The 26,434-nt window shown below is 65.2% G+C and carries 23 protein-coding genes and 1 pseudogene; 11 read left to right on the top strand and 13 right to left on the bottom strand.

All coding sequences use genetic code 11. The features are described from left to right. Positions 1 to 141 precede the first annotated feature (141 nt). Genes modA through OKW28_RS09355 form a run of 3 tightly spaced genes read left to right on the top strand, consistent with a single transcriptional unit; the run spans position 142 to position 2,324 of the window. Positions 142 to 915 (top strand): molybdate ABC transporter substrate-binding protein, encoded by a 774-nt coding sequence (modA, locus tag OKW28_RS09365; RefSeq protein ID WP_429444986.1) that lies wholly within the window; start codon positions 142 to 144, stop codon positions 913 to 915. Positions 916 to 937: 22 nt separating this feature from the next. Further along, the gene (gene modB, locus OKW28_RS09360) at positions 938 to 1,612 is read left to right on the top strand and encodes a molybdate ABC transporter permease subunit (protein WP_429444984.1); all 675 of its coding nucleotides are present in this window, start codon (positions 938 to 940) and stop codon (positions 1,610 to 1,612) included. Between the two features lies 1 nt (position 1,613). Beyond that, entirely contained in the window at positions 1,614 to 2,324 is a 711-nt protein-coding gene (locus tag OKW28_RS09355; RefSeq protein ID WP_187612177.1) for a sulfate/molybdate ABC transporter ATP-binding protein, read from the top strand. 37 nt (positions 2,325 to 2,361) lie between these two features. On the opposite strand, the gene OKW28_RS09350 is transcribed toward OKW28_RS09355, so the two are convergent. Together OKW28_RS09350 and OKW28_RS09345 are read right to left on the bottom strand one after the other, a co-directional pair. Continuing rightward, positions 2,362 to 3,207 (bottom strand): TOBE domain-containing protein, encoded by an 846-nt coding sequence (locus OKW28_RS09350; protein WP_429444982.1) that lies wholly within the window; start codon positions 3,205 to 3,207, stop codon positions 2,362 to 2,364. A gap of 85 nt (positions 3,208 to 3,292) precedes the next feature. Next, a complete protein-coding gene (locus tag OKW28_RS09345) occupies positions 3,293 to 3,997 on the bottom strand; it encodes an SDR family NAD(P)-dependent oxidoreductase (protein WP_429444980.1) in 705 nt (234 codons plus the stop codon). Positions 3,998 to 4,141: 144 nt separating this feature from the next. On the opposite strand from OKW28_RS09345, the gene OKW28_RS09340 reads away from it, so the two are divergent. After that, positions 4,142 to 4,390 carry a hypothetical protein gene (locus OKW28_RS09340; protein ID WP_429444979.1) on the top strand — a complete coding sequence of 83 codons (249 nt, stop codon included), beginning with the start codon at positions 4,142 to 4,144 and terminating at the stop codon, positions 4,388 to 4,390. Positions 4,391 to 4,449: 59 nt separating this feature from the next. Here the strand turns inward: OKW28_RS09340 and arsH are convergent, their stop codons facing one another. The 6 genes and pseudogenes from arsH to OKW28_RS09310 all read right to left on the bottom strand — a co-directional run bounded on the left by arsH (position 4,450) and on the right by OKW28_RS09310 (position 8,088). Continuing rightward, positions 4,450 to 5,211: an arsenical resistance protein ArsH gene (arsH, locus tag OKW28_RS09335; RefSeq protein ID WP_429444977.1), complete on the bottom strand. Its 762-nt coding sequence runs from the start codon at positions 5,209 to 5,211 to the stop codon at positions 4,450 to 4,452. Then, a pseudogene (gene arsB / locus OKW28_RS09330) lies at positions 5,208 to 6,306 on the bottom strand (ACR3 family arsenite efflux transporter). The gene arsH and the pseudogene arsB overlap by 4 nt, the downstream one beginning before the upstream one ends. Continuing rightward, complete coding sequence (locus OKW28_RS09325; protein WP_429444975.1) at positions 6,293 to 6,814, bottom strand: arsenate reductase ArsC; 522 nt, start codon at positions 6,812 to 6,814, stop codon at positions 6,293 to 6,295. Before OKW28_RS09325 ends, arsB begins: the two are co-directional and overlap by 14 nt. After that, positions 6,811 to 7,278 carry an ArsI/CadI family heavy metal resistance metalloenzyme gene (locus OKW28_RS09320; RefSeq protein WP_429444973.1) on the bottom strand — a complete coding sequence of 156 codons (468 nt, stop codon included), beginning with the start codon at positions 7,276 to 7,278 and terminating at the stop codon, positions 6,811 to 6,813. The genes OKW28_RS09325 and OKW28_RS09320 overlap by 4 nt, the downstream gene beginning before the upstream one ends. After that, the gene (locus OKW28_RS09315; protein WP_429444971.1) at positions 7,275 to 7,604 is read right to left on the bottom strand and encodes an ArsR/SmtB family transcription factor; all 330 of its coding nucleotides are present in this window, start codon (positions 7,602 to 7,604) and stop codon (positions 7,275 to 7,277) included. The genes OKW28_RS09320 and OKW28_RS09315 overlap by 4 nt, the downstream gene beginning before the upstream one ends. Before the next feature lie 91 nt (positions 7,605 to 7,695). Beyond that, entirely contained in the window at positions 7,696 to 8,088 is a 393-nt protein-coding gene (locus OKW28_RS09310) for a tautomerase family protein (RefSeq protein WP_429444970.1), read from the bottom strand. A 99-nt stretch (positions 8,089 to 8,187) separates the two neighbouring features. Between OKW28_RS09310 and OKW28_RS09305 the strand changes: the two genes are divergently transcribed. Next, entirely contained in the window at positions 8,188 to 9,039 is an 852-nt protein-coding gene (locus OKW28_RS09305) for a LysR family transcriptional regulator (protein WP_429444969.1), read from the top strand. Between the two features lie 39 nt (positions 9,040 to 9,078). Here the strand turns inward: OKW28_RS09305 and OKW28_RS09300 are convergent, their stop codons facing one another. After that, entirely contained in the window at positions 9,079 to 9,753 is a 675-nt protein-coding gene (locus OKW28_RS09300) for a hypothetical protein (RefSeq protein ID WP_429444967.1), read from the bottom strand. A gap of 187 nt (positions 9,754 to 9,940) precedes the next feature. Here OKW28_RS09300 and OKW28_RS09295 point away from each other — a divergent pair, with 187 nt between their 5' ends. Both OKW28_RS09295 and OKW28_RS09290 read left to right on the top strand, forming a co-directional pair. Then, complete coding sequence (locus tag OKW28_RS09295; RefSeq protein WP_018424156.1) at positions 9,941 to 10,303, top strand: MbcA/ParS/Xre antitoxin family protein; 363 nt, start codon at positions 9,941 to 9,943, stop codon at positions 10,301 to 10,303. Next, entirely contained in the window at positions 10,300 to 11,001 is a 702-nt protein-coding gene (locus tag OKW28_RS09290) for an RES family NAD+ phosphorylase (protein ID WP_429444965.1), read from the top strand. Before OKW28_RS09295 ends, OKW28_RS09290 begins: the two co-directional genes overlap by 4 nt. Positions 11,002 to 11,038: 37 nt before the next feature. Here the strand turns inward: OKW28_RS09290 and OKW28_RS09285 are convergent, their stop codons facing one another. The 4 genes from OKW28_RS09285 to OKW28_RS09270 all read right to left on the bottom strand — a co-directional run bounded on the left by OKW28_RS09285 (position 11,039) and on the right by OKW28_RS09270 (position 15,753). After that, a complete protein-coding gene (locus OKW28_RS09285) occupies positions 11,039 to 11,776 on the bottom strand; it encodes a metallophosphoesterase (RefSeq protein WP_429444963.1) in 738 nt (245 codons plus the stop codon). A 188-nt stretch (positions 11,777 to 11,964) separates the two neighbouring features. Next, positions 11,965 to 13,395 carry a cytochrome c gene (locus OKW28_RS09280; RefSeq protein ID WP_429444962.1) on the bottom strand — a complete coding sequence of 477 codons (1,431 nt, stop codon included), beginning with the start codon at positions 13,393 to 13,395 and terminating at the stop codon, positions 11,965 to 11,967. 20 nt (positions 13,396 to 13,415) lie between these two features. Next, complete coding sequence (locus OKW28_RS09275) at positions 13,416 to 15,017, bottom strand: GMC family oxidoreductase (RefSeq protein WP_429444960.1); 1,602 nt, start codon at positions 15,015 to 15,017, stop codon at positions 13,416 to 13,418. A gap of 109 nt (positions 15,018 to 15,126) precedes the next feature. After that, entirely contained in the window at positions 15,127 to 15,753 is a 627-nt protein-coding gene (locus OKW28_RS09270; RefSeq protein ID WP_429444958.1) for a sugar dehydrogenase complex small subunit, read from the bottom strand. Between the two features lie 336 nt (positions 15,754 to 16,089). On the opposite strand from OKW28_RS09270, the gene OKW28_RS09265 reads away from it, so the two are divergent. The 4 genes from OKW28_RS09265 to glgB all read left to right on the top strand — a co-directional run bounded on the left by OKW28_RS09265 (position 16,090) and on the right by glgB (position 26,403). Further along, a complete protein-coding gene (locus tag OKW28_RS09265; RefSeq protein WP_429444956.1) occupies positions 16,090 to 16,752 on the top strand; it encodes a DUF1345 domain-containing protein in 663 nt (220 codons plus the stop codon). A 531-nt stretch (positions 16,753 to 17,283) separates the two neighbouring features. Further along, a complete protein-coding gene (locus OKW28_RS09260; RefSeq protein ID WP_429444954.1) occupies positions 17,284 to 20,736 on the top strand; it encodes a maltotransferase domain-containing protein in 3,453 nt (1,150 codons plus the stop codon). Further along, positions 20,733 to 24,200: a maltose alpha-D-glucosyltransferase gene (gene treS, locus OKW28_RS09255; RefSeq protein ID WP_429444952.1), complete on the top strand. Its 3,468-nt coding sequence runs from the start codon at positions 20,733 to 20,735 to the stop codon at positions 24,198 to 24,200. The genes OKW28_RS09260 and treS overlap by 4 nt, the downstream gene beginning before the upstream one ends. After that, complete coding sequence (gene glgB / locus OKW28_RS09250) at positions 24,193 to 26,403, top strand: 1,4-alpha-glucan branching protein GlgB (RefSeq protein WP_429444950.1); 2,211 nt, start codon at positions 24,193 to 24,195, stop codon at positions 26,401 to 26,403. Before treS ends, glgB begins: the two co-directional genes overlap by 8 nt. Positions 26,404 to 26,434 lie beyond the last annotated feature (31 nt).

Here is a 26,434-nt window from a genome sequence, read left to right as displayed (position 1 = left end):
TTTGTAGCACTTCCCTCGCTTCACGCCATACGTGAAGCGCTGCGCCGAATCGACCGTTTCGCGCACCGCTATAACCGCGCATATATTACGATAGCGTTTTTAGGACACTGCTTCCCGTTCACGTCAGACTCCAGGTCCTTCATGACACTCTCTTGCCATCTGAAGCAGTACGCGCTGTGCGTCGCAGCCGCCGTCGCCGTCGTGGTCAGCGTCAAGGCCCACGCCGATGAACTGGTGGTCTCGGCCGCCGCCAGCCTGACCAATGCGTTCAAGGCGGTCGGCAAAGCGTTCGAGCAACAGCATCCGGGCACCAAGGTCCTGTTGAACTTCGGCGCGTCCGACGTGCTGATGCAACAAATCGTCAAAGGCGCGCCCGCCGACGTATTCGCGTCCGCGGATCAGAAGGCAATGGACAAGGCCGCCGCCGAAAAGGTGATCGTGCCGTCGACGCGGCGCGACTTCGCCGCCAACTCGCTGGTGCTGATCGTGCCAGCCGACAGTCATTTCGCGCCCGCCAACCTCAACGCGCTGACGACCGCGAACGTCAAGCGCGTCGCGTTCGGCGATCCGGCCTCGGTGCCGGTTGGCCGCTACACGCAAGGCGCGCTTCAGGCCGCCGGCGTGTGGGACGCGGTCAGCGCGAAGGCGGTGCTCGCGTCGAACGTGCGTCAGAGCCTTGATTACGTCGCGCGCGGCGAAGTCGACGCCGGCTTCGTGTTCGGCACCGATGCCGCGATCATGCCCGACAAGGTCAAGGTCGCGCTGAACCTGCCGACGCAAACGCCGATCAGCTATCCGATCGCGCAGGTCGAAGGCAGCCATCACGCGGCCGACGCGCAAGCCTTCATCGACTTCGTGCTGTCGCCGGCCGGTCAGGCGGTGCTCGCGAAGTACGGCTTCAAGCCGGCGCATTGATTCACGGGGAGAGCACACGCTCATGCAACAGGCCTGGGTTCCGCTGCTGCTATCGCTGAAGGTCGCAGGCTGGGCCACCGCGCTCACTCTCGTGCTCGGCGTCGCGGCCGCGCTCGGCCTGTCGCGCTGGCGCTCCGGCGCGCGCGACGTGATCGATTCGCTGCTGATGCTGCCGCTCGTGCTGCCGCCCACCGTGCTCGGCTATTACCTGCTCGTGCTGCTCGGCCGACGCGGCGTGATCGGCGCGTGGCTCGACCGCTTCGACATCCAGCTCGTCTTCACGTGGCAGGGCGCGGTGATCGCGTCGACGGTGGTCGCGTTTCCGCTCGTGCTGAAGTCCTCGCGCGCTGCCTTTGAAGGCGTCGATCCGCAGTTGGAGCGCGCGGCGCGCACGCTCGGCGTCAGCGAAGCCGCGGTGTTTTTCCGCGTGACGCTGCCGCTCGCCGCGCGCGGCATCCTCGCGGGCGGCCTGCTCGCGTTCGCGCGCGCGCTCGGCGAATTCGGCGCGACGCTGATGATCGCGGGCAATCTGCCAGGCCGCACGCAGACACTGTCGGTCGCGGTCTATTCGGCGGTGCAGGCCGGCGACGACAGCACCGCCAACTTCCTCGTGCTCGTGACATCGGTCGCGTGCGTGACGATCCTGCTGCTCGCGGGGCGTCTCGTGCCGCAGCACACGCTTCTGAGAGCCCGCTGACATGCCGCTCAACGTCGCCATCCGCAAGACCTTCGAGACCGCCGAGCGGCGCTTTACGCTCGACGTCGCGTTCAGCGCGAGCACGCAGCGGCTCGTGCTGTTCGGGCCGTCGGGCGCGGGCAAGAGCCTGACCTTGCAGGCGATCGCCGGCTTGCTGCGTCCCGATGAAGGGACCATCACGCTGCACGGCACCACCTTGTTCGATAGCGCGGTCGGCATCGATCAGAAGCCGCAGGCGCGCAAGATCGCGTATCTGTTTCAGGACTACGCGCTGTTTCCGCATCTGAACGTGCGGCAGAACATCGGCTTCGGGTTGCACCGGGGCTGGCTCAATCCGCGTGCGCGCGGCGCGCATGCGCAGGTCGATTACTGGCTCGATGCGCTCGAATTGAGGGGCTTGGCGGGCAATCACCCGGCGCAGCTGTCCGGCGGGCAGAAGCAGCGTGTGGCGCTCGCGCGCGCGCTGGTTTCGCAGCCGCGCCTGCTGCTGCTCGACGAGCCGTTTTCCGCACTGGATAGTGAGTTGCGCCAGCGCATGCGACGCGAGCTATCGGACCTGCAAACGCGGCTCGATATTCCGATGGTGCTGATCACGCACGATCCGGACGACGTCGCCGCATTCGGCGATCAGGTCGTGCAGGTCAGCGACGGCCGCGTGCGCGAGGATCATCCGTTCGCAGGATATGCGCGCAGCGAGGCGTCGCCTCGTTGAGCGGGTGGCATTGCGCCTTCGTTATGCCCCGGCAATCTCAATCCTTCACGCCAAGTATCACGCTCGACGCCTTGAACGCCGCGACCGCGCTCGCGCCTTCCTGCAAACCGAGCATGTCGACGCTGCCATTGGTGACGACCGCCGTGACCACCGCGCCGCCTTCGAGCCCGAGCGACACTTCCGCGTTCACCGCGCCGCGCTTCACGCTGTGCACGGTGCCAAACAACTGATTGCGCGCCGACAGGTTCAACGGCGCATCGCGATCGCCATCACCCGGTACGAGCAAAACGACCCACGACGCCTTGATCAGCGCAAACGCCGCCACGCCGACCGCGAGTCCGAGGGCTTCGGTGCTCTCGTGCGTGAGCACGGCGACGATCGTGTGGCCGCCGGGCAGCGCGAGCGACACTTCGTCGTTGACGGTGCCGCGCTCGATCGCCGACACCGTGCCGTAGAACTGATTGCGCGCGCTCGTCTTCACGCCGATGCGGCCGATCAGGTCCCAGTCCGTCGCGAAGCCCTCGCCAATCGCCGCGCCCGCGCGTTCGAGAAAGCGCCGATGCTCGCGCTCGACCGCGCGAAACGTCTCGATCAGCTTCACCGCGCGCGGCGTCAGCGTCGTGCCGCCGCCACCCTTGCCGCCGGTCAGACGCACGACGAGCGGCTCGCCGGCGAGGTTGTTCATCGTGTCGATGGCATCCCACGCGCCTTTGTAGCTGATGCCGACCGCCTTCGCCGCGCTCGTGATCGAGCCGGTCTCGCCAATCGCCGCAAGCAGCGCGATGCGGGCCGCGCCGCCGAGCGTCTGCGTGCCCGCCTGAAACCAGACGGAGCCGCCGAGTTCGAGGGCATCGCGGGGAGGATCGGGGCGGTCGATGGTCATGGCAGAGAGTGGTTGAGGGTACGTGGTAGGGCGGCGAATCATTATAGCGACGCGCTCTTGCGCCGCTGGCCCCTACGCTTGCCGCTCACCATGGCACGACTCTGCCGAGGTAGTCGAGGTAATGCAAACCGGCACGGCCGTCGTATGCGTCGATCGTGCTGACCAGGTTCGGGATGCTTTCGTCGATGCTCAGACACGCGTCCGGCCCGCCCATGTCGGTTCGCACCCAGCCGGGCGCCATCAGCAGCAGGGTTCTGGTATCGCTTCGATGACGTGCGGCAAAGCTGCGCATGAACATGTTGAGCGCGGCCTTGCTGCCGCGATAGACCTCGTAGTTGCCGTTCTCGTTGTTGGCGACGCTGCCCTGCCCCGACGACATCACGCCGATCGTGCCAGTCGGCCGAACGAGATCCTGCAAGGCCTCGACGACCCGCATCGGACTCAACGCGTTCGTCACCATCACGCGCACGAATTCGTCGGTCGATACATCCGCGATCGTTTCACTATCGTCGTTCTTGACGCCGGCGTTGACGAACAGCAGGTCGATCGGACGTCCTTCGAGGCGGCCCCGCAACGCGGCGACCTGTTCGGGAATCGTGATGTCGACCGTTTCGACTTCAAGTGCGTCATGTGACGCCGTCGCAAGCTGAAGGAGCCTGGTCGTGGAATTTTGCCTGCCGGTCGCGATGACTCGCCAGCCGCGCTTCAGATACTCCTCGACCATCGCGAAGCCGAGGCCGCGCGAGGCGCCGATCAGAAGCGCGGTTTTTTGCTGGTTTGCGGGTTGCATGGAGCGTTTCCTGTCGATGAACTCGGGTTGAAGCCGGTCCAGGAAATATAGTCCCGCGTGATACAGGGCGGAAGATGCAATGCTTGCACTTACCGACCGTGAATCGTCGACAATGAGCAAGCGCACGAATCAGGAGACCGCGCGATGTCACCCACTCGTGAATACTGGTTCCCAGCCAAACGCTATGGCTGGGGTTGGGGCCTTCCCGTGCGCTGGCAAGGATGGGTGACGCTGCTCGCGTATTTCGTGTTGCTCGGGGTGGTCGTTTTCCGGTTTCGACCCGCGGGTCATCCGCTCACGTTCGCCTTGCTGGTCGCGCTATTAACAGTGGCCCTCGTGGTCGTGTGCTGGCTGAAGGGCGAGCCGCCGCGCTGGCGGTGGGGTAAGGACTAGCAAGTCCGCTCAGCCACGCCAGCACCCACGTCTCTAGCCGGGCATGCAGGTGGTCGGGTTCATTCGGTTTCGCTGTCGTCGGTGTCGGCATTGGAGTTGATTTCGTGTCGCATCGCCGAGCCAGCAAGTACGCTCGCTTGCAGGGGCGCGGCCTCCTTGCGCTCGCTGTATCGATCGGTCAGATAGTCCGAACGGTCCCGCACGAGCAGCGTGAACTTGAACAGCTCTTCCATCACGTCGACCACGCGATCATAGTAGGACGAGGGCTTCATACGGCCATCGGAATCGAATTCCTGGTATGCCTTCGCGACCGACGACTGATTGGGGATGGTCACCATCCGCATCCAGCGGCCAAGCACGCGCAGCGCGTTTACCGCATTGAACGATTGCGAGCCTCCGCACACTTGCATCACAGCCAGCGTGCGCCCTTGGGTCGGCCGTATTCCCGCGCTTTCGAGCGGCAGCCAGTCGATCTGATTCTTGAATACGGCCGTGAGATTGCCGTGGCGCTCCGGGCTGCACCAAACCTGCCCCTCCGACCACTCGGACAGCTTGCGCAGTTCGACGACCTTCGGATGATCTGCCGGGACGCTATCGGCGAGCGGCAGGCCGTGCGGGTCGAATACCCGCGTTTGCGCTCCGAAATGCCGGAGGATGCGCTCGGCTTCGAGCGTCAGCAGCCGGCTATACGACGTTGCTCGCAGCGACCCGTAAAGCAGCAGGATGCGTGGCGGATGCGTTGAAGTCGTCACGGGTGCCAGCTTGTCCACGTCCGGTATATCGAGGTGAATAGGGCTGACGTTCGGCAGATCACTCATCACGATCCGTTTCTCCTCAAGTTGGGCGCGACTTTGCGCTGCCCTGATTCGTACCATGCTTGCGAACGGTTCACGACCCCCACGACGAGCAGCATCACGGGGACCTCGATCAGAACCCCAACCACCGTCGCCAGTGCGGCACCCGAATGAAAGCCGAACAGGCTGATTGCCGTGGCCACGGCGAGTTCGAAGAAGTTGCTTGCGCCGATCAGACTCGACGGGCCAGCGACGCAATGTGCGACGCCCAACTGGCGGTTGAGCAGGTAGGCCAGTCCCGAGTTCAGAAACACCTGAATGAGGATTGGCACGGCGAGCATCGCGATCACCAGCGGCTGCTCAACGATCTGCTGACCCTGAAACGCGAACAGCAGGACCAGCGTCACGAGCAAGGCGCAGATGGACCAGGGACCGAGACGGGCGACGACGCTCCGGAAATGCTCTTCGCCCTTTCGAAGAAAGCGTTGGCGCAGCAGTTGCGCGAGGATGACTGGGATCACTATGTAAAGGCCAACCGAAGCGATCAGTGTGTCCCAAGGCACTGTGATCGCGGACAGCCCGAGCAGCAACGCGACGAGTGGCGCGAACGCCACGACCATGATCGAGTCGTTCAGCGCGACCTGCGACAGAGTGAAATACGGGTCGCCCTTGCACAGCTGCGACCACACGAAGACCATTGCCGTGCACGGCGCGGCGGCGAGCAGGATGAGACCTGCGACGTAGCTGTCGAGTTGCTCGACGGGCAGCCACGGCCTGAACACGTGACGAATGAACACCCAGCCCAACGCGGCCATCGAGAACGGTTTGACGAGCCAGTTGACCGCGAGCGTCACGCCGATGCCGCGCCATTGGCTGCCGACCTGCTTCATCGCCGAAAAGTCGATCTTGATGAGCATCGGGATGATCATCACCCAGATCAGCACGCCGGCGGGCAGGTTGGACGTGCGCGACTTCCATGCGCCCGAGCGCCTGAAATGCGCCCGGCAACACCTGGCCGAGTATCACGCCTGCCACGATGCACAGCGCGACCCACACCGTCAGATAGCGCTCGAAGAAGCCGATAGCCGGGCGCGCGGCTGCACGAGCCTCAGCGCGACTCATTGGTTTCCTCTGCCGGACGCTCGCCAATGGCACGCATTTCGCGCTGGATTGCGTCGTGGTTGAGCGCGCGCAGCGGCAGGTTCACGAACTGGCTCACGCGATTCATGATCTGTCGATAGACCTTGTCGAAAACTTCGCGCTTCCCGTCGTCGGTTCCCTGGCAGGCTGCGGGATCTTCAAAGCCCCAGTGTGCGCTGATCGGCTTGCCGGGCCAGATCGGGCAGACCTCGCCCGCAGCCTGATCGCATACGGTAATGACGAAGTCCATCTGCGGCGCGTCGGGCGTTGCGAACTCGTCCCAGCTCTTACTGCGCATCTTCGCGGTGTCGTAGCCCAGTGCCGCGCATTTCTCGATCGCGAACGGATTGACTGCGCCGGATGGATGGCTGCCCGCGCTGTACGCGCGAAACTGTCCTTTGCCGAGCACGTTGAACAGCGCCTCGGCCATGATGCTGCGTGCGCTGTTGCCGGTGCAGAGAATCAGTACGGAATACGGTTTGCCGCTCATGTGCGGCTCCGAAATGAAATGCCTGTCTGGGACGGAGCGCAGCAGGCTGCTGCGGATTCGTTTGCTGCCAATGCCTGAGTATGAGATTGCCCATAGATGGGAGCCGATTCGAGCGTCAGGAAGGTTTCCCAGGCCACGCCTTGCGGATCGACGGTCCACGCCTTGTCCGACTTCGCGTAACAGCATGTCGTGCCGCTCTGGTGCTGCACGGGAACTTCAGCGGCGGCGAAGCGCGCGTTCATCTCTGCCAGTTCTTCATCGGTTTCGACCTGGATGCCAATGTGATCGACGCCAGGTTTCGCCCCGCGTTGCGAGATCGCGAAGTTCACGACGGGGTCGCTCAACTCCCACTTGCAGTAATCGCTCTTGATGACCGTCGGCTCGACGTTGCCAAACATCGCGCTGTAGAAGCGGATGCTGTCGGCAAGATTGTCCACAGCCACGTGAATGTGCATGCGTTTCATGTTTCGTCTCGGCAGTTGGAAAGGTCGCTCGCGGCGCACGATGCACCGGAGCAGCAGTTCTCTGTGAGGAAGCCGATCAGCGACGTCATCGCGTCGAAGTTTGCGGTGTAGATGACGAAGCGCCCTTCCTGTCGCGGACTCACCAGTCCGGCGTGTGTCAGGTCTTTCAGGTGGAATGAAAGGCCGGAAGGCGAAATGCCTAACCGCTGCGCTATTTCGCCAGCCGCCATGCCTTCGGGGCCGGCAACGACGAGCTGGCGAAAGATCGCGAGACGGGATTCGTGAGCGAGCGCGCCGAGCGCGCGTACGGCATTGATCGTGTCCATAAAGACACTATATCCACTTCATCGTTATATTTCAATATTTGTTGAAATGTCGCAATTTGGTCGGTGGTTCGCTCTTTGATGACGCATTTCGCTAGTCGGGACGGCTTGCGTACTGCGCAATCCCATTCCCAAACGACCAGTTCTCCTTCTCGACCTCGACGAGATTGATGAACACATCCTCGGGCCGCACGCCCGGCGACTTCCCGAGTTCATCGACGATGCGTCGGTACAGCGCCTTCTTCTGCTCGACCGAGCGCGTGTTGCTAACGGTCAGTTGGATCACGACGAGATCGTCGCCGCGCTCGATATTCTGGTACTGCCGGTCGTAGATCATGTTGTCGGGCGTGTGCTCGGTGATCAGCATGAACATGTCGTCCTTCGGCACGTTGAACGTGTCCACCAGCGAGCGCTGGATGCCGGCGGTCAGCGCCTGACGGTAATCGGCCGGCTTGCCGGCGCGCAGTGAGATCCGGGTGAGCGGCATGATGGGCTCCTTGTTTGCGGTGTTGGGTTGAACACAGCTTAGGCGCGCTCGGTCATAATAAACAGATATCCCTGTCTATTTCATCCATTTTCATCCGAAATGAAAGTCCTCGATCTCGATGCGGTGCGCGCCTTCGTGCTGGTCGCCGATCTGCGCAGCTTCACGCGCGCCGCGGACGCGCTCGACACCACGCAATCGGCCGTCAGCCTGAAGCTGAAGCGACTGGAGGCGCACCTGGGCAAGCAGTTGCTGGAGCGCACGCCGCGCATCGTGCGTCTGTCCGCCGACGGCCACGCGTTTCTCGGCGCCGCGCGCGAGTTGCTGAACGCGCACGAGCGCGCGCTCGGCGCGCTGTCGGTGGAGCGGCGACGGCTCGTGCTCGGGCTCAGCGAGCACGTTGCGGGCTCCGATCTGCCACACCTGCTCGGCCGGCTCAACGCACACGATCCGGGCCTCGTGATCGAGTTGCATATGGGCACATCGGCAGCGTTGCTCGCGCAGTTCGACGAACGCCGGCTCGATGCGGCGATCGTCCGCTACGGCGCCGACGAACCGCCGCGCGATGACGCGCAGACGCTGTTCAGTGAACCGCTCGGTTGGCTCGCGACGCCGACATGGCTGCCGCGAGTCGGTGAGCCGCTAGCGCTCGCGCTATTGAGCCCGCCGTGCAACGTGCGTGACGTCGCGTTGCGCACGCTGACGGCGGCGGGGATCGCCTGGCAGGAGGTGTTTGTGGGTGGTGGCGTCGCGGCAGTGGGCGCGGCTGTGGCCGCTGGGCTCGCCGTGTCGCCGCTCGCGCGTCGGGTTGCGCCGCGCGGTCTGATCGACGTCGGCGCGCGGCTCAGCTTGCCGGCCCTGCCGGAATCGCGTGTGACGCTGCATTCGCGCGTGCGCGAGGCCCGCTCGGCGGAAACGCTGCGGCTGCTTGCAAACGGCCTCGCCACGGCGTGACGCCACGACCGATGCCACACCGCGCCGCTCGAAGCAGCCTTAGTGGATGATCGGCGGCAGCGAACCGCTGCTGGCGGTCGCCGGATTGGGCACGGAGCCCATCGGCGCGCTGTCGCTAACGTTTGCGGACGCGTCCGACGAAGTCCGCACGGGCGGTTTGATCAGATTCGCGCGGGAAATCGCGGGCTTCGCCGCGACCTTGTCCACATGCGGACGCGCGGTGTGAGCCGCCGCGAAATCGGCGTGCACGACCTTGCCCTGAGCCGGCTTCGCGTGCGCCAGTTGCACATGCGGCTGCGCGTGCTTCGCGGTCGGCGCGGTCACGGTGGCGTGCGACCGGTTCGGGCCCGACGCCGCGACTTTCGTACCGCCTTTCACGTTCCCGCCCGCCACGAGACGTTTGACGCCGTTCCCATGCGCCGCGAGTTTGCCGCCGTGGGCCGCGCTAGCCGACGCGACATGGGTTGCCGCGTGCCGGGCGCTCGCCGTCTGCCGCGCATGCGCACCAGCTTTGGTCTTGATTCCGCCCTTGGCGCCCGCCTTCACTTTCACCGCCTCGGGTTTTTTCCGCGCGTGCGCCTGTTGGGTAACGTGTCCGCCCGCGATATGCCCGCCCGCCTCCGGCGGATTCCACACTTCCGCATAACCGGCAGCCAACGCCACCTCCGACACACACCACACGGCCAGCGCCGCTGCTACTCCTCGAACCCGCATCTGCTGCTTCTCCTGATCGACGGCTGCCAAAACGAGCCGGGATTATATTCTCTTGCAAAAATCCACTTTTGGACTAATATTCTTAAAAAGTACACATAGGGACTTACCCGCAATGGCTCACGCTGCCCGAATTTCCTCGCCCGAGGCATCGCCGCGACGATCGCTTTCGGAACCCACGCTGACGCAGATGTCCGCGGCCGGTCTGCGTGCGTTCTTCAACATCGCGCGCGACTGGGACCTGAGCGCCGACGAGCAGATCGTGCTGCTCGGCAAGCCGGGCCGTTCGACGTTCTTCAAGTGGAGGGCGACGCCCGAGACCGCGCGCCTCAGCCACGACACGCTGGAGCGATTGTCGCTGCTGCTCGGCATCTACAAGGCGCTGCAGATTCTGCTGCCGCAGCCGAGCGCCGCCGACACCTGGGTCAAACGTCCCAACAGCGCGCCGCCGTTCGGCGGCAAACGCGCGCTGGACCGCATGCTGGCGGGCAACATCAGCGATCTCGTGGCCGTGCGCCAGTATCTCGACGCAATGCGAGGCGGCTGGGCGTGACACAACCGCAATGGCAGGACCGCTGGACCAGCGCAGCGCTCGATTGGTCGCCCGCGTATCGCGTGATTCCGACGCGCTTTCCGGCCATCAACCTGTTCGATCGGGTCGCATCGCCGGAGGATTTCGACGCGCTGTACGCGCTCGAAGCGATGACCAACGACCGGCTGCGCACCGAAATCGGCGAACTCGATCTGGTGCCGCGCGAGGAGCGCCGTTTCGGGCCCGGCTACGGGCCGATCATGGCCGCGCTCACGCATCTGAATCCGCTCGGCAGCCGCTTTTCCGACGGCACCTACGGCGTGTTCTATTGCGCGCGTTCACGCGCGACTGCGATCGCGGAAACACGCTATCACACGGGTCGGTTTCTCCAGGCGACCGCCGAGCCGCCTATGCGTCAACAGATGCGTCTCTACACGGTAGTCGCACAAGGCAGCGTGGTCGACTTGCGTCGCGATCCCGAGTTCGATCCCGCCGTGTTGTCGCCCGACGACTACCTTCCCGGACAGGCGCTCGGGCGCGCGGTACGCGCGGCAGGCGCGCCGGGCATCGCGTATCCGTCGGTGCGCGACAGCGCTGGCGAATGCCTCGCGGCATTCCGCACGATGCTGCTGCGCGACTGCCATCACGCGGCATACCTCGAATACAACTGGAACGGCACGAGCGTCGATATGGTGTTCGAGTTGAATCAGGTCGGGTGACAGAAGAGCGGCGAAGCAGCGCGGGGACTTCAGCCGTTCAAGGCAAGGCCAATTCCGCCGCCCCTTCCGCGCGCGCGGCCTCGACCGAGATCGACCAACGACGCAACGCCTGCGGCTGCACGATCGTCAACGTGCCGTCCGGCCCGAACGCGCCCGTATCGATGAACACTTGCGAACCGATCTGCATGATGTCGCGCACCGGCGTATGGCCGCAATAAGTCAGCGACAGCCCGCGCTGCCGCAGCGGATCGCCGTTGCCCAGCGCGAGCTCGCGACCCCACAGCAATTGCTGGCGCGTTTCGGCCGAATAATTGCCCGCGTCGAGCTCGGCGTCGGAGCCGAAAAATTCGGCGTGCAGAACGTTGAAGCGCGCCTTGCCGCTGCCGATCACGCGCACGAGCGGCAGCGTGCGCAGATGCTCGGCGTAATAGCGCAGACGCTCGTCGGGCACGTCGGCCGCCCACGCGCCGCCGATGCCGTACCACCACTGCCGCCGCAAGCGGCCGTCGGCGACCGCGCACAGCGCGTCCTCGTGATTGCCGAGCACCGCATGGAACCACGGCTTCGCGAGCAGCGCGAGCGCCTGCTCCGAGTGCTCGCCCCGATCGACCAGATCGCCGACCGAAAACAGCCGGTCGCACGTCGGATCGAACGCGATCTGACGCAGCAGGTAGCGCAAAGCGTCGACGCAGCCGTGCAGGTCGCCGACCACGAAATCGCGGCCGGCCTCGTTGGCGTCGTGATGCTGAACGAAGTTGGCGGGGGTGGAATCCATCCCACCATGATAATGCGGCCGACGCGCGCGCGTATGCGGGGTGCCTATCGTATCCGCACGCTTCATCGAGCAAGAAAGACATCGAACGACGCAAAAATGACGCTGAAACGGCACATTTGCGGTATGTGTTACCGGAAATGCACGTTTGCGCGAGTCACTCCTGGCGCGCGCCCGAGTCGTCCCGCGCGCTATTGCAGCGTGCGCAACTTCGCCACCTGGTCGGCCGCGATCGTCGCCTGCGGATTGCCGAACCGTTTCGTCACGTAGTTGGTGATCGCCGCGATCTGCTCGTCGTCGAGATGGCTGCCGAACCCGGGCATCAGCACGTCCGCGTGCGCGGTCGTGCGATTCACGCCGTGCAGAATGACCAACGTGAGATTGTTCGCGTCGTTCGCGCCGACCGTCGAGTTGTGGATCAGCGACGGATACGCGCCCGGCGCGCTCGCGCCCACGCCCTGCCCGGTCCAGCTATGACAGGTCGCGCAATTGGCGACGAACAGCTGCGCGCCGTTCACGCCGGTGATCGCGGTGCCGCGCATGGCGGTGACGTCGCTGGCCGGCTTGCCCCATTGATGACGGGGACGCGCGTCGCCGCCGCTCACGGCCGGCACCGAGCGCAAGAACACGACGATCGAGCGCAGATCCACCGGCGTCAGGTACTGCGTGCTGTTCGCGACCACTTCGCCCATCGGGCCGGCCGCGTTTGCGCGGCTCGGCGCCGCGCCGGTCGACAGATACGCCGTGAGTTCGTCGTCGCGCCAGTCGCCGACGCCGCTCAGCTTGTCCGGCGTGATATTGAACGCATGCCAGCCGGCCTGCGCCGCACCGGAGAAACGCGCGCTCGACTTCAGCCCCTGCATGAAATTGCGCGGTGTATGGCATTCCTCGCAATGCGCGAGCCCTTCGACCAGATACGCGCCTCGGTTCCATTCGGGGCTCTGTTTCGGGTCCGGCACGAAGCGCCCCTCGGTGAAGTTGAACATGTTCCAGAACACCATTAGCCAGCGCTGATTGAACGGGAACTTGAGGCTGTTCGAGGGCGGCGTGTAGTGAATCGGCGCGAGCGTGTTCAGATACGCGCGAATCGCGAGCACGTCCTGTTCGGTCACGCGTGTGTAGGCGGTGTACGGGAACGCCGGATAGAGCCGCTCGCCGCCTTTGCCGATGCCTTCGTGCATCGCGCGCATGAAATCGGCGTCGCTCCATTGGCCGATGCCGGTGTCGGGATCGGGCGTGATGTTCGGCGTCACGATCGTGCCGAACGGTGTGCTGATCGGCAGGCCGCCCGCGAATGGGCGCGACTTGTCCGCCGTATGGCAGGCCGCGCAATCGGCAGCACGGGTCAGGTATTGGCCGCGCTTCACGAGTTCGCCATTCGCGGCCTTGCCTGCGAGCATGGCCGGGCCGCCGACCGAAGCCTGCGCCGCGTCGTCGGCGCGCGCCTGGGTGATCGGCATTTCGTCGGTCGAGTTTGCGTCCGGGCCGTGCGACTCGTGCCACGCTATCGACAGCGCAAACAGCGAAAACGCGGCCGCGAGCGCCGCGCCGCCGAAGCGGCGGCGCTGGTTGACGTGCATCAGCGCAGGGTCCGGCTGCACGCGACAGGTGTTCTTCGTCATTGTGGCTCTCCGGTCGGCGCTCAGATTTCGCGCTTCAGCTTGTCGCCCAGTTTCAGCGACAGCGCAGCGATCGTTAGCGTGCAGTTCACCGACGCGGCGGTGGGCATCACGCCGCTACTCGCGATGAACAGGTTCGAATGATCGTGCGTGCGGCAGTCCGCGTCGACGACCGAACTCGCCGCATCGCTGCCCATTATCGTCGTGCCCATGATGTGATTGTTGGGCGCGAAGCTGTCGTCGAACGAGACCTCGGTGCCGCTGAATAGCGTCGCGATCTGCGCATACAGTTCGTGCGTATTGGCGGCGCTCTTCTTCACGTAGTCGTTGATCGAGTAGTAGATCTCGGGCTGAGGAATCCCGAGCGCGTCCTTGTGATCTGCCGACGGCACGATGCGGTTCTGCGGCTCCGGCAGATGTTCGTGAAAGCTGTTGATGTTCAGCGTGCGCGCCGCGCGGTCGCGAATCTGCCGGTCGAGCTCGGCGCCGGTCAGGCCTTTTTTCAGCAGGTCGGCGGTGACCCCCATCGTCGGCACGCCGTTCGACAAATGCAGCTTCTTCGACGAGTAATCGGAGCGGAACGCGCCGTCGCGGAAGTTGACGATCGAGGTCATCTCCATCGGGCCACGGCCGGGCCACAGCGGTTCGTTGGCGAGAAACGTGACGCCGGTGCCGGGATGGTCCATCAGGTTGCGGCCCAGCTGATCGGAGCTGTTGCCGACGCCGTGCGGGAATTTGTCGGAGGTCGACATCAACATCAGCTTCGGCGTTTCGATGCCGTTCGCCGCGAGCACGAACAGCTTGCCGGTGACGCGTGTGCTGTTGCCGTTCGGGTCCTTGTAGTGGACCGCGGTGATGAGCCCTTTGTCGTCCGCTTCGATGCGATACACGACCGCTTCGGGAATCAGTTTCGCGCCGGCCTGCTCGGCCTTCTCCGCGTGAATCACGCCGTTGTACATCGCGGCGATCGGGCAGATCGGCATGCAGTTGTTGTTGCCGCAGCAGGTGGGCCGCGCATCGTACGGACGGCTGTTGCGCGCGACCGGTTCGGGCACGACCTTGAAGCCCTGCGCGTTGAGCACGTCGCTGAACCGCCGATCCATGTACGACAGTGGCAGCTGCTGCATCGGATAGGGCTTCGAGCGCGGCGAACCGAGATCGATCGAACTATCGGGACCGGACACGCCGAGCTGCACTTCGGCGGCCACGTACCACGGCTCGAGCGTTTCGTACGGATACGGCCAGTCGCGCCCGACGCCATACAGCTTGCGCAACTGGAAGTCCGACGGCAGCAGCCGCCACGCGGCGGCCGCCCAGTGCCAGGTCGTGCCGCCGACCAGCCGCACGTATTGTGAGTTGTACGGATAATCGCCCTTCTGGATCAGGTAGTTGTTCGCGGGCGCGTACTCGGGATGCGGCGCGTAAGGCGTCGACGGATACGGCGTCGCGAAGTCGGACTTGGCCGGCGAGTTGCGGAAGTTCTCGACGATCTGCCAGCGCGGAATGCGCGGCCCCGCTTCGAGCAGGATCACCGACGCGCCCGCCAGCGCCAGCTGATGCGCAACCAGACTGCCGGCGACGCCGGAGCCGACCACGACGATATCGGCGGATTGTGTGTTTGCCATCGTTTCTCTCTTCGATGCCCTGCCAGTTGCGGGCTTTGTTCGTGCGACGCTTGCGGGTCCGGCGTGCTGGTTGCGCTGCTGGCGTGGCCCGCTCGCGGGCTCGCGCGGCTTACGCGGGCGTCGGCTTCTGCGTCCAGTAGAACGGCACGTCGCGGCAATAGGAGGGAATCGTGAGCACGTCTTGCACGGGCTCGAACATCAGCGCCTTTTCATACGCGATCACCTGGACGTGCGGCATGTCGCCGACGAGGCCCAGATACCACGCGCGCATGATCGCGCCGACCGTTTTCGCGAGCGCGGGCTGGTCGGTCTGCAGCGCCTGCGTGACCGTATCGGACGGCACGCCGCCGTGGCCTTGCAGCCACGTGTTGAGCGCCGCGACGTCCGGCGCGAACTGGTTATCGGCACGCGACAGCGCATCGTAGACACGTTGGCCAAGCACGGTATCGAAACTGCTACGACCGGTGAGGTGTTGCGAAAGCGCGAGGAAGGCATCGAGTCCGCCCCCGGCTGGCCGCGTATCGGCGAAGGCGGGCGCGATCCACGACAGCGAACGGCTCGCGCCGGCGAACCCGAGCGCCGCGGCCGTCGCGCACGAGCCGAGCACCCAGGCCCTGCGCGAAGCGGAAAACGACGGCGGCAAGCCGGTGAAACGTGTGGCATTGCGATAAGACTTCGCTCCTTGCCGATGCGTCACGTGGGGATGCGCATCGTTATCCTCAGGAACATCTGTCATGGGGGCTCCAGATGATGAGTCGTTCTCGACGAACAGCGCGGCGAGGGCATGATGCCGTTCGCCTGCCGCTTCGTTTGCTCTTCCCCAAACCTGGTCTTACGCCGCTTCAGCGGTCTCGTATCTGTGCGCGTGATTCACGCGCGCCGCATGTGTGGAGTTGCATGCATGATCGCAACGATTGCTGCCGTTTTCTGCCAATCGCCTTTCAACTGAAAGCGGCGCGCAAGGCCGCTGCGAAAGACTATAGCCTGTGACCCACCATTCGACAATCGGTCCGCGTTGCACGCGTAGAATCCGCGACACCGACTGCCCTACACTTCGTCGTTCATCGAGTCCATGTCCATCAACTACTATCCGCAGCTTCTTCGCAATCGGCCCCGCACGGTGATCGGCCTCGTGATCGGGATCGTCGTCGCGTTCCTCGTGCCCGGTCATACGAGTCCGATCGCCCGCACACTGATCGGCTGGGACGCGGCCATCTGGAGCTACCTGCTGATGATCTGGGTGCATATGGCTCTTGCCGACGAGCACCGCGTGCGCGAATACGCGATGCGCGACGACGAAAACGCGGGCGTCGTGCTGGTCGTCATCTGCGTCGCGACGATCGCGAGCGTCGCCGCGATCGTGCTCGAACTCGCGTCGGCCAAGGGCGCGGGCGGCGCAACGACCGTCTGGCACTACCTGCTGACCGGTCTGACGCTGATCGGCGCATGGTTTCTGATTCCGACGATCTTCACGCAGCACTACGCGCGCCTCTACTACGACACGGACGCGCAAGAGACCGCGTTGAAGTTTCCCGATCATCATTTGCTGCCGAACTACTGGGACTTCCTGTACTACTCGTTCACGATCGCGGTCGCGTCGCAGACTTCCGATGTCGTGTTGCGCTCACGCGAAATTCGCCGCGCGACGCTCGCCCAATCGGTCCTGTCGTTCTACTTCAACGTCGCGGTGCTCGGCCTGTGCGTGAACATCGCGGCGGGGCTGCTGGGTTCGTGACACGGCCGCTGCGCAGCGTTCGGATGAATTTCATGCGAATGCCACGCGCGTGCCACATGGCTGCCACGTGAGCGGCACCCGGGCTTCACGCGTCCGCTTGAACCGCATTCCGTGCAACGCGGGGCCGCCCGTGTAAAACCGGCCCCACACCATCCCGTTTTACATGCCGGCCACCCGCGGCGTGCGTAACAATGCCCGCATTTTTGCGCGCGCTCCGTGCGCGCGCGCACCTTCGGCACCCGCCATCTCACCGTAACCTCCCCGCTTCCGCGCTAGCGCGGTGCCTGGCTGCCCGCGCGTTGGCACACGGTTTGCTGCTTTCCGCGACGAGTGACGACCAGTCCCGCGAGACCGGCGTCTGGCGTCAAAGCACCCGCGACTGGCCAGCGGCGCGACGATCTTTGCACTACATTGACCAGTACGTGCCCCCGCTGACGCATCGCGCGGCATCCGGCTCGGGAAGCCTAATGAGCGCTGTGATCGCATGCCAAGTGCATCCACACCGCAGCAGGACAACTCTGGAAACGACCGATGGAATCTCCAAACGGGTACGCGCCGCGGATTTACTTTTTTCATTCTCTTCTCGTCGGGCCCCTCGATGCCTGGCCCGCGCAGTTCGCTCATGCGGCCGGGCTCGGCTTCGATCATGCGTTGATCGGCGGGCTGTTCGAGCCCGGCCAGGCCGGCCATGGCCAGGTGGTCGGCAATCACGCTCGGCTGCATCCGGTGTTCGAGGCGCAGCATTCGGTGCACGACGCCGTACGCATGCTCGCCGATGCCGCGCGCCGCAACAACCTGACACTGCTGGTCGATCTCGTGATCGACCGCATGGCCGCCGACGGCGTGCTGTACAGCGAGCATTCGGACTGGTTTCACGCGCGTGAGTCCGAGCTCGCACGGCTCGATCCGCGCCACGTGCATCGCGAAGACAACGTTGCCTACGCGAATTTCGACGACCCCGCGACGAGTGCCTCGCTGAGCGTCTGGTGGACCCAGCAACTGCTCGCGCTCGCCGAGGCGGGTGTCGGCGGCTTCCGTTTCGATTCGCCGCATCGCGTGCCGGCTGCCGTATGGCGGCACCTCGGCGATGAAGTGCGCGCGAAGCATCCGCACGTGCGCTTTCTCGCGGCAACGCCGGGCCTGTCGCGCGGCGATCTGCCCGGTCTCGAAGCAGCCGGCTTCGACAGCGCGTTTTCGTCGGTGCGCTGGTGGGATTTCCGTTCGAGCTGGATGGCCGAGGAGCATGCGGCGCTCGCGCGCGTTGGTGCGCCGATCGCCTTTCCCGAAGCGCCGTACGGTACGCGCCTCGCCGCCGAGCTGAGCGACGTGCATGATGCGGCGATCGTCGAGCGGGCGTATCGACGCGCGCTGTTCACGTCGGTTGCATTGGGCAGCGGCTGGATGATGCCGATGGGCTTCGAATACGGCATCGCCGAACCGATGTCGCAAACGCGCGGCGACGCCGCGCAGTTCGCCCGCTCCGCGCAGTCGCGCCGCTTCGATCTGAGCGCGGCCGTCACCCAGGCCAACGACTTCGCGCGCAACACCCCGACGCTGCACGCGAACGGTGAATTGCGCCCATTGAGCGGCCCCGGCGCATCGGCCGCAGTTCTGCTGCGCGGCGACGCAGCCGATCTGCGCGACGCCAGCGAAGCAGTCCTGATCTTCGTGAATCCCGAACTCGGCGCGCCAGTGCGTGTCGATCCCGCGCGCTTCCTCGCGGGCGTGCCGGGCAGCTTTACGCGCTTCGCGCCGCTCGATGCGCGCGGCCGAACCGAACCCGCGGCACTCGCGCCGTTCGCGCTCGCGCCCGGTGCGGTGCGGCTGCTGCGCGCGTTCAAGGAAAAGCCGATCTACCTCGCGCCGCCCATCGACAAGGCGAACAGCAAGCGCAGCGGCCGCAAGACAGTGCTCGACGCGATCGAAGCGCCGCGCGTCGCGATCGAGAGCGTGTCGCCGTCGGTGGAGAACGGTCGCTTCGCAGCCAAGCGCAGCGTCGGCGCGCGCGCGGAAATTCGCGCGGCGATCTTCGCCGAAGGTCACGACAAGATCGCGGCTGCCGTGCTGTGGCGCGCGGCCGACGAAACCGCGTGGCACGAAGAACTGATGTCGCCCGCGCCGCCGGCCGGGCTCGACTTGTGGAGCGCGCGCATTCCGCTCGAGCGGATCGGCCGCTACGAGTTCACCGTGATCGCGTGGCGCGACGACTTCGCGTCGCTCGTCGAGCACATCCAGAAGAAGCAGAAGGCGAACCAGACCGTCGAGATAGAACTCGACGAAGCCACGCATCTGTTCGCGCTCGTGCTCGCCGAAGTCGAGACGACCGAAGGCGCCGACAAGGAGCCGCTCGAACACATCGTGCGCGACTTCCAGAAGGCCGACGCCGAACAGAAACTCGCAGTGATTCTCGCGCCCGCCACAGCGAAGGCAATGACCGCTGCGCGCCATCGCCCGTTTCTGAGCCGCGACCCCGTGATCTACAAGATCGACGCGGAACGCACGGCCGCCTATTTCGCGAGCTGGTACGAGATCTTCCCGCGCTCGATGAGCGACGACGAGTCGCGCCACGGCACGTTCGCGGACGTGACCGCGAAGTTCCCGCGCATCCGCGACATGGGCTTCGACGTGCTGTACTTCCCGCCGATCCACCCGATCGGCCTCGCGAACCGCAAGGGCCGCAACAACACGCTGACCACGCAGCCGGGCGATGTGGGCAGTCCCTATGCGATCGGCGCCGCCGAGGGCGGTCACACCGCCGTGCATCCGCAGCTCGGCACGCTCGACGATTTCAAGGCGATGCTCGCCGCCGCGCATGCGCATGGCCTCGAGATCGCGCTCGACTTCGCGATCCAGTGCTCGCCCGATCACCCGTGGCTGAAGGAGCATCCGACGTGGTTCGCGTGGCGCCCCGACGGTACGCTGCGCTACGCCGAGAATCCGCCGAAGAAGTATCAGGACATCGTCAACCCGGACTTCTACGCGCACGACGCCAGGCCCGACCTGTGGCTCGCGTTGCGCGACGTGATCCTGTTCTGGGTCGACGCGGGCGTGCGCATCTTCCGCGTCGACAATCCGCACACCAAGCCGCTGCCGTTCTGGGAATGGATGATCGCGGACGTGCGTGCGCGCCACCCCGACACGATCTTTCTCGCCGAAGCGTTCACGCGGCCGCGCATGATGAACCGGCTCGGCAAAATCGGCTTCTCGCAGTCGTACACGTACTTCACGTGGCGCGAGTCGAAGCGCGACTTCACCGAGTACATGGGCGAACTCACGCAGACCGGCGCGCGCGATTTCTATCGGCCGAACTTCTTCGTCAATACGCCGGACATCAACCCGCGCCATCTGCAATCGCAGGGACGCACGGGCTTTCTGATCCGCGCGGCGCTGGCCGCGACACTGGCCGGCCTGTGGGGCGTGTATAGCGGCTTCGAACTGTGCGAGGCCACCGCGCTGCCGAACAGCGAAGAGTATCTGGACTCCGAAAAGTATCAGTTGCGGGCGTGGGACTGGCACCGGCCCGGCAATATCGTCGGCGAGATCACCGCACTGAACCGCATCCGTCGCGCGAATCCGGCGCTGCAAACGCATCTCGGTCTCACGTTCCTCGCCGCGCACAACGACCACATCCTGTGCTTCGAGAAAGCGACCGAATCGCGCGACAACGTGATCGTCGTCGCGATCAATCTCGATCCGTTCAACGAACAGGGCGCGGACATCGAGTTGTCGTGGGACACGTTCCAGCGCTGGCATCTACACGATCACGCCACGCTCGAAGTGATCGACCAGATGACCGGCGCGCGCTTCGAATGGCACGGTCGCTGGCAACACGTGCGGCTCGGCTCGGGCCAACCCTTCTCGATCTGGCGCATCGCGCCGCTAGGCGGTCTGCCTGCCGATCGCCCCGAGGACAGCGACCACGACCCCGACAGCGCTCCTCACGCAGACGCTGTCAACCCAACCTGGATGGAAGGTGGAACATGAAGCGCGACGATCCAGCCCAAACCGCGCACGAGGCGCAAACGGCCGTGGCCGTCGGCACCGCGGCGAAGGTACGCACGCGCCGCCGCGGCAAACCCGCGGTCCTCAGCGACGATCCGCTGTGGTACAAGGACGCGATCATCTATCAGGTGCACATCAAGTCGTTCTTCGATGGGAACAACGACGGCGTCGGCGATTTCCCCGGTCTGATGGCCAAGCTCGACTACATCGCCGAGCTCGGCGTCAACGCGATCTGGCTGCTGCCGTTCTATCCGTCGCCACGCCGGGACGACGGCTACGACATCGCCGACTACCGCAACGTGCATCCCGACTATGGTCAGCTCGCGGACGTGCGGCGCTTCATCCAGGAAGCGCACGCGCGCGGCATCCGCGTGATCACCGAGCTCGTCATCAACCACACGTCGGATCAGCACCCGTGGTTCCAGCGCGCGCGGCGCGCGAAGCCCGGCTCGAACTATCGCAACTACTACGTGTGGTCCGATACCGATCAGAAGTACCCGGAGACTCGCATCATCTTCATCGACTCGGAGCCGTCGAACTGGACGCACGATCCGGTTGCGGGCGCGTACTACTGGCACCGCTTCTACTCGCACCAGCCCGATCTGAACTTCGACAATCCGGCGGTGATGAAAGAGGTGCTGCAGGTGATGCGTTTCTGGCTCGACATGGGCATCGACGGGCTGCGGCTCGATGCGGTGCCATACCTCGTCGAACGTGAAGGCACCAACAACGAGAACCTGCCTGAGACGCACGAGATCCTGAAGCGGATTCGCGCGACCATCGACGCCGAGTACCCGAACCGGATGCTGCTCGCCGAGGCGAACCAGTGGCCCGAAGACGTGAAGGAGTATTTCGGCAACGAAGACGAATGCCATATGGCGTTCCACTTCCCGCTGATGCCGCGCATCTACATGTCGATCGCGAGTGAAGACCGCTTCCCGATCACCGACATCATGAAGCAGACACCGGAACTCCCCGAATCGAACCAGTGGGCGATCTTCCTGCGCAATCACGACGAGCTGACGCTCGAAATGGTCACCGATTCCGAGCGTGACTATTTGTGGAACACCTATGCGAGCGATCGCCGCGCACGTTTGAATCTCGGCATTCGCCGCCGTCTCGCGCCGCTGATGGAGCGCGACCGCCGCCGCATCGAGCTGATCAACTCGCTGCTGCTGTCGATGCCCGGCACGCCGGTCATCTACTACGGCGACGAACTCGGCATGGGCGACAACATCCACCTCGGCGACCGCGACGGCGTGCGCACCCCGATGCAGTGGTCGTCGGATCGCAACGGTGGCTTCTCGCGCGCCGACCCTGAGCAACTGGTGCTGCCGCCCGTGATGGGTACGCTGTACGGCTTCGACGCGGTCAACGTCGAAGCGCAGAGCCGCGACCCGCATTCGTTGCTGAACTGGACCCGCCGCATGCTTGCGACGCGGCGCGCGAAGCAGACCTTCGGACGCGGCACGATCCGTTTTTTGAAGCCGGAAAACCGCAAAATTCTCGCGTATCTGCGCGAGATGCCCGGCGAGGCGCCGATCCTGTGCGTCGCGAATCTGTCGCGCGCGCCGCAGGCGGTCGAGCTCGAGCTGTCAGAATTCAACGGCTTCGTGCCGATCGAGATGACCGCCGATTCGGTGTTCCCCGCGATCGGTCAGCTGACCTATCTGCTGACGTTCCCGCCCTACGGCTTCCTGTGGTTCATGCTGTGCGAAGGCGGCGGGCGTCCGACATGGGCGCAGGCGCATTCCGAGCCGCTGCCCGAGTTCGTCACGATCGTGATCCGCGAAGGACAATCCGGGCCGACACCCGAAAACGTGCGGCTGCTGGAATCCGAGGTGCTGCCGTCGTGGCTGAGCCGGCGCCGCTGGTTCGCGTCGAAGGATCAGAAGATGCATGCGGTGCGGCTGGCCGCACTGACCACGATTCCGAACGGCGGCTTTGCCTTCACTGAAATCGAAGCGGACGTCGGCGACCACACTGAGCGCTACGTTGTGCCGATCGCGATCACATGGGGCGGCGAAACCACCACGCCGCTGTTTCTGCAACTGGCGCTTGCACGCGTGCGGCGGGGCCGCAACGTCGGCCATCTGACCGACGCGTTCTCGCTGCCGATCTTCGCGCACAACGTGCTGCGCAAGATGCGCGAGCGCGCGGTCGTGCCGACCGTGCAGAAGAGCGAGATCAAGTTCCTGCCGACTGAGCGCTTCGCCGAACTCGACGGTCTCGGCGAGCGGCCCGAGATTCGCTGGCTCGCGGCCGAACAGAGCAACAGCTCGCTGATCGTCGCCGATGCCGTGGTGCTGAAGCTGGTGCGGCGGCTCGTCAGCGGCATCCATCCGGAAGTGGAAATCAGCCGCTATCTGACGCAGCTCGGCTATGCGAACACCGCGCCGCTGTATGGCGAAGTGGTGCGCGTCGATCCCGAGGGCGTACCGCATACGCTGGCGATCCTGCAGGGCTTCATCGACAATCAGGGCGATGCGTGGAACTGGTCGCTCGACTATGTGCGCCGCTCGGTCGACGAACTCGCGATCGCGATCGACACCGAAACGCAGACCGTATCCGATCGCACGAACGAGTCGATTCTGCTGGACGGTTACGGCGAACTCGCGGGCATCATCGGCCGCAGGCTCGGTGAGTTGCACGTCGCGCTCGCCACGCCGAGCGACGACCCCGCGTTCGCGCCGGAACCGGCCAACGCCGACCAGGTGAAGGCGTGGGTCGACGCGACGCAGACCATGCTAGCGGCCGCGCTCGATCTGCTCGCGCCGCGCATCGCGGACATGAGCGACGCGGACACGAAGGGGCTCGCGCAAAGTCTGATCGATCGCCGCGCCGCGCTCGTCGAGGCCGTCGACAATCTCGTGCCGGGCGACGCGGGCGCGTTGCGCATCCGCATCCATGGCGACTTCCATCTCGGCCAGGTACTGGTCGCGCACGGCGACGCGTATCTGATCGATTTCGAAGGCGAGCCCGCGCGTTCGCTCGACGAGCGTCGCCAGAAATCGAGCCCGTTGCGCGACGTGGCCGGTCTGATGCGCTCGCTGTCGTATGCGAGCGCAGCCGCGCAATCGACCACCGAAAGCGCGCCGCAACAGACCGCCGATCGCAAGCGCGCGCTGTTCGAACGCTTCCGCGCGCACGCGACCAGCGCGTTCCTCGCCGAATACCGCGCGGCCGCCGCGCAGTCGCCGGCGCCGCTCGTCGCGCCCGAATCCGAAGAGGCGCTGCTCGATCTGTTCCTGATCGAGAAAGCCGCTTACGAGATCCGCTATGAGGCGGCCAACCGGCCGACGTGGCTCGGCTTACCGGTGCGCGGCCTCGCGGCGCTCACGAGCCGTCTGCTCGGCGACACCGGCACGCCGCCGCACCACGATCCATCAACCCAGGCGCCTGGCGCGGCCACGCCGCCTAACCCGGCCGAGGGCGACTATGAGTGAGCATGATCCGGCCGCAGGCCTTCAACCCGTCGATATCGACGCGCTCGTCGAAGCGCGTCACCCCGATCCGTTTTCGCAGCTCGGGCTGCATCAGACGGACGCGGGGCCGATCGTGCGCGCGCTGCTGCCGAACGCCGCGCACGTCACCGTGATTTCGCGCGCTGATGGCGCGACGCTCGGCGAACTCGAACAGCTGCGCCCTGGCCTGTTTGCGGGCCGCATCACGTCGGCGATGCCGTATCGCTTGCGCATCGACTGGCATGGTGTGGTGCAGGAAGTGGAGGATACCTATTCGTTTGCTCCGGTGCTCGGCGACGAGCCGCTCGAACGTCTCGCGCGCGGCGATCCGTACGCGGTGCTCGAATGTCTGGGCGCGCGGCCGGTCGACGTCGACGGTGTGCCCGGTGTGCGCTTTGCGGTGTGGGCGCCGAATGCGCGGCGCGTGTCGGTGGTCGGCGACTTCAATGCGTGGGACGGCCGCCGCCATCCGATGCGGCTGCGTCACCAGGCGGGCGTGTGGGAGCTGTTCGTGCCGCGCGTCGGCGCCGGCACGCGCTACAAGTACGAGCTGCTGTCGCGCGACGGCCATCCGCTGCCGCTGAAAGCCGACCCGTGCGCGATGCAGACGGAAAAGCCGCCGGGCACCGCATCGATCGTCGCACACGTCGACGAGATCGAGCAGTTTCCGTGGAGCGATCACGAGTGGATCCAGTCGCGCGCCGACAAGCAGACCGCGCGCACGCCGATCACGATCTACGAAGTGCACGCGGAGTCGTGGCTGCGCGTCGCCGAGGAAGGCCAGCGTGGTCTCGTCTGGGAAGAACTCGCCGAGCGGCTGATCCCCTATGCGAAGAGCATGGGCTTCACGCACATCGAATTTCTGCCGATCGCCGAGCATCCGTTCGGCGGTTCGTGGGGCTATCAGCCGCTCGGGCAGTTCGCGCCGTCCGCGCGCTTCGGCAAGCCCGAGCAGTTCGCGCGTTTCGTCGATCGCGCGCACGAAGCAGGGCTCGGCGTGATTCTCGACTGGGTGCCCGCGCATTTCCCGAACGACGCGCATGGCCTGATCGATTTCGACGGCACGCCTCTCTATGAGCATGCCGATCCGCGCGAAGGCTATCACCAGGACTGGAACACGATGATCTACAACCTCGGCCGCAACGAGGTCAGCGCGTTCCTGATCGCGTCGGGGCTCGCGTGGTTGAAGCGCTATCACATCGACGGCCTGCGCGTCGATGCGGTCGCGTCGATGCTGTATCGCGACTACTCCCGCGCGGCCGGCGAGTGGGTGCCGAACATCTATGGCGGCCGCGAGAATCTCGAATCGATCGCGTTCCTGAAGCGGTTGAATCACGAGGTCCGCTATGTGCCGGGCGCCCCCGGCGCGATCACGGTCGCCGAGGAATCGACCGCATGGCCGGGCGTGACCGCGCGCCTCGCGGACGGCGGCCTCGGCTTCGACTTCAAGTGGAACATGGGCTGGATGCACGACACCCTGCACTACATGCACGAAGACCCGATGTATCGCCAGTATCACCACCACAACATGACGTTCGGCATGGTGTACGCATATTCCGAGCACTTCGTGCTGCCGCTTTCGCACGACGAGGTGGTGCACGGCAAGGGCTCGCTGCTCGGCAAGATGCCCGGCGACCGCTGGCAGCGTTTCGCTAATCTGCGCGCGTACTTCGGTTTCATGTGGACGCACCCGGGCAAGAAGCTGCTGTTCATGGGCGGCGAATTCGGCCAGATGGCGGAGTTCGACCATGACGGCTCGCCGCATTGGCATCTTCTCGACGATTCGAACCACCACGGCGTGCAATTACTGGTGCGCGACCTGAACCATCTGTATCGCAACGAGCCCGCGCTGCATCTGCTCGACAGCGAACCGGGCGGCTTCGAATGGTTGATCGGCGACGACAGCGGCAACAGCGTGTTCGCCTATCGGCGCACCGACGGCGCGGGCCAGGAGTTCGTCGTGGTGTGCAACATGACGCCGGTGCCGCGGCTCGGCTATCGGCTCGGCATGCCGCGCGGCGGACGCTGGGTGGAAGTGCTGAATACCGATGCAGGCGTGTACGGCGGCTCGAACATGGGCAACGGCGGGCTGATTCATTCCGACCATGTATCGAGCCACGGCAGGCCACATTCCGCCGCGCTGACCTTGCCCCCGCTCGCGACGATCGTATTGCGCGCGGACTGAGGAAACGTGCCGTAACACGGGCGCGCGGCGC

The sequence above is a fragment of the Paraburkholderia sp. 40 genome, from assembly GCF_050434105.1.
GTDB lineage: Bacteria > Pseudomonadota > Gammaproteobacteria > Burkholderiales > Burkholderiaceae > Paraburkholderia > Paraburkholderia tuberum.
Note: the sequence above shows the minus strand (reverse complement) of the source record. Positions and strands in the feature narration are given on the sequence as shown.

Coding starts and splice junctions, on each gene's coding strand:
- modA (WP_429444986.1), top strand. CDS start 142: ATGACACTCTCTTGCCATCTGAAGCAGTACGCGCTGTGCGTCGCAGCC.
- modB (WP_429444984.1), top strand. CDS start 938: ATGCAACAGGCCTGGGTTCCGCTGCTGCTATCGCTGAAGGTCGCAGGC.
- OKW28_RS09355 (WP_187612177.1), top strand. CDS start 1,614: ATGCCGCTCAACGTCGCCATCCGCAAGACCTTCGAGACCGCCGAGCGG.
- OKW28_RS09350 (WP_429444982.1), bottom strand. CDS start 3,207: ATGACCATCGACCGCCCCGATCCTCCCCGCGATGCCCTCGAACTCGGC.
- OKW28_RS09345 (WP_429444980.1), bottom strand. CDS start 3,997: ATGCAACCCGCAAACCAGCAAAAAACCGCGCTTCTGATCGGCGCCTCG.
- OKW28_RS09340 (WP_429444979.1), top strand. CDS start 4,142: ATGTCACCCACTCGTGAATACTGGTTCCCAGCCAAACGCTATGGCTGG.
- OKW28_RS09325 (WP_429444975.1), bottom strand. CDS start 6,814: ATGAGCGGCAAACCGTATTCCGTACTGATTCTCTGCACCGGCAACAGC.
- OKW28_RS09320 (WP_429444973.1), bottom strand. CDS start 7,278: ATGAAACGCATGCACATTCACGTGGCTGTGGACAATCTTGCCGACAGC.
- OKW28_RS09315 (WP_429444971.1), bottom strand. CDS start 7,604: ATGGACACGATCAATGCCGTACGCGCGCTCGGCGCGCTCGCTCACGAA.
- OKW28_RS09310 (WP_429444970.1), bottom strand. CDS start 8,088: ATGCCGCTCACCCGGATCTCACTGCGCGCCGGCAAGCCGGCCGATTAC.
- OKW28_RS09305 (WP_429444969.1), top strand. CDS start 8,188: ATGAAAGTCCTCGATCTCGATGCGGTGCGCGCCTTCGTGCTGGTCGCC.
- OKW28_RS09300 (WP_429444967.1), bottom strand. CDS start 9,753: ATGCGGGTTCGAGGAGTAGCAGCGGCGCTGGCCGTGTGGTGTGTGTCG.
- OKW28_RS09295 (WP_018424156.1), top strand. CDS start 9,941: ATGTCCGCGGCCGGTCTGCGTGCGTTCTTCAACATCGCGCGCGACTGG.
- OKW28_RS09285 (WP_429444963.1), bottom strand. CDS start 11,776: ATGGATTCCACCCCCGCCAACTTCGTTCAGCATCACGACGCCAACGAG.
- OKW28_RS09280 (WP_429444962.1), bottom strand. CDS start 13,395: ATGACGAAGAACACCTGTCGCGTGCAGCCGGACCCTGCGCTGATGCAC.
- OKW28_RS09275 (WP_429444960.1), bottom strand. CDS start 15,017: ATGGCAAACACACAATCCGCCGATATCGTCGTGGTCGGCTCCGGCGTC.
- OKW28_RS09270 (WP_429444958.1), bottom strand. CDS start 15,753: ATGACAGATGTTCCTGAGGATAACGATGCGCATCCCCACGTGACGCAT.
- OKW28_RS09265 (WP_429444956.1), top strand. CDS start 16,090: ATGTCCATCAACTACTATCCGCAGCTTCTTCGCAATCGGCCCCGCACG.
- OKW28_RS09260 (WP_429444954.1), top strand. CDS start 17,284: ATGGAATCTCCAAACGGGTACGCGCCGCGGATTTACTTTTTTCATTCT.
- treS (WP_429444952.1), top strand. CDS start 20,733: ATGAAGCGCGACGATCCAGCCCAAACCGCGCACGAGGCGCAAACGGCC.
- glgB (WP_429444950.1), top strand. CDS start 24,193: ATGAGTGAGCATGATCCGGCCGCAGGCCTTCAACCCGTCGATATCGAC.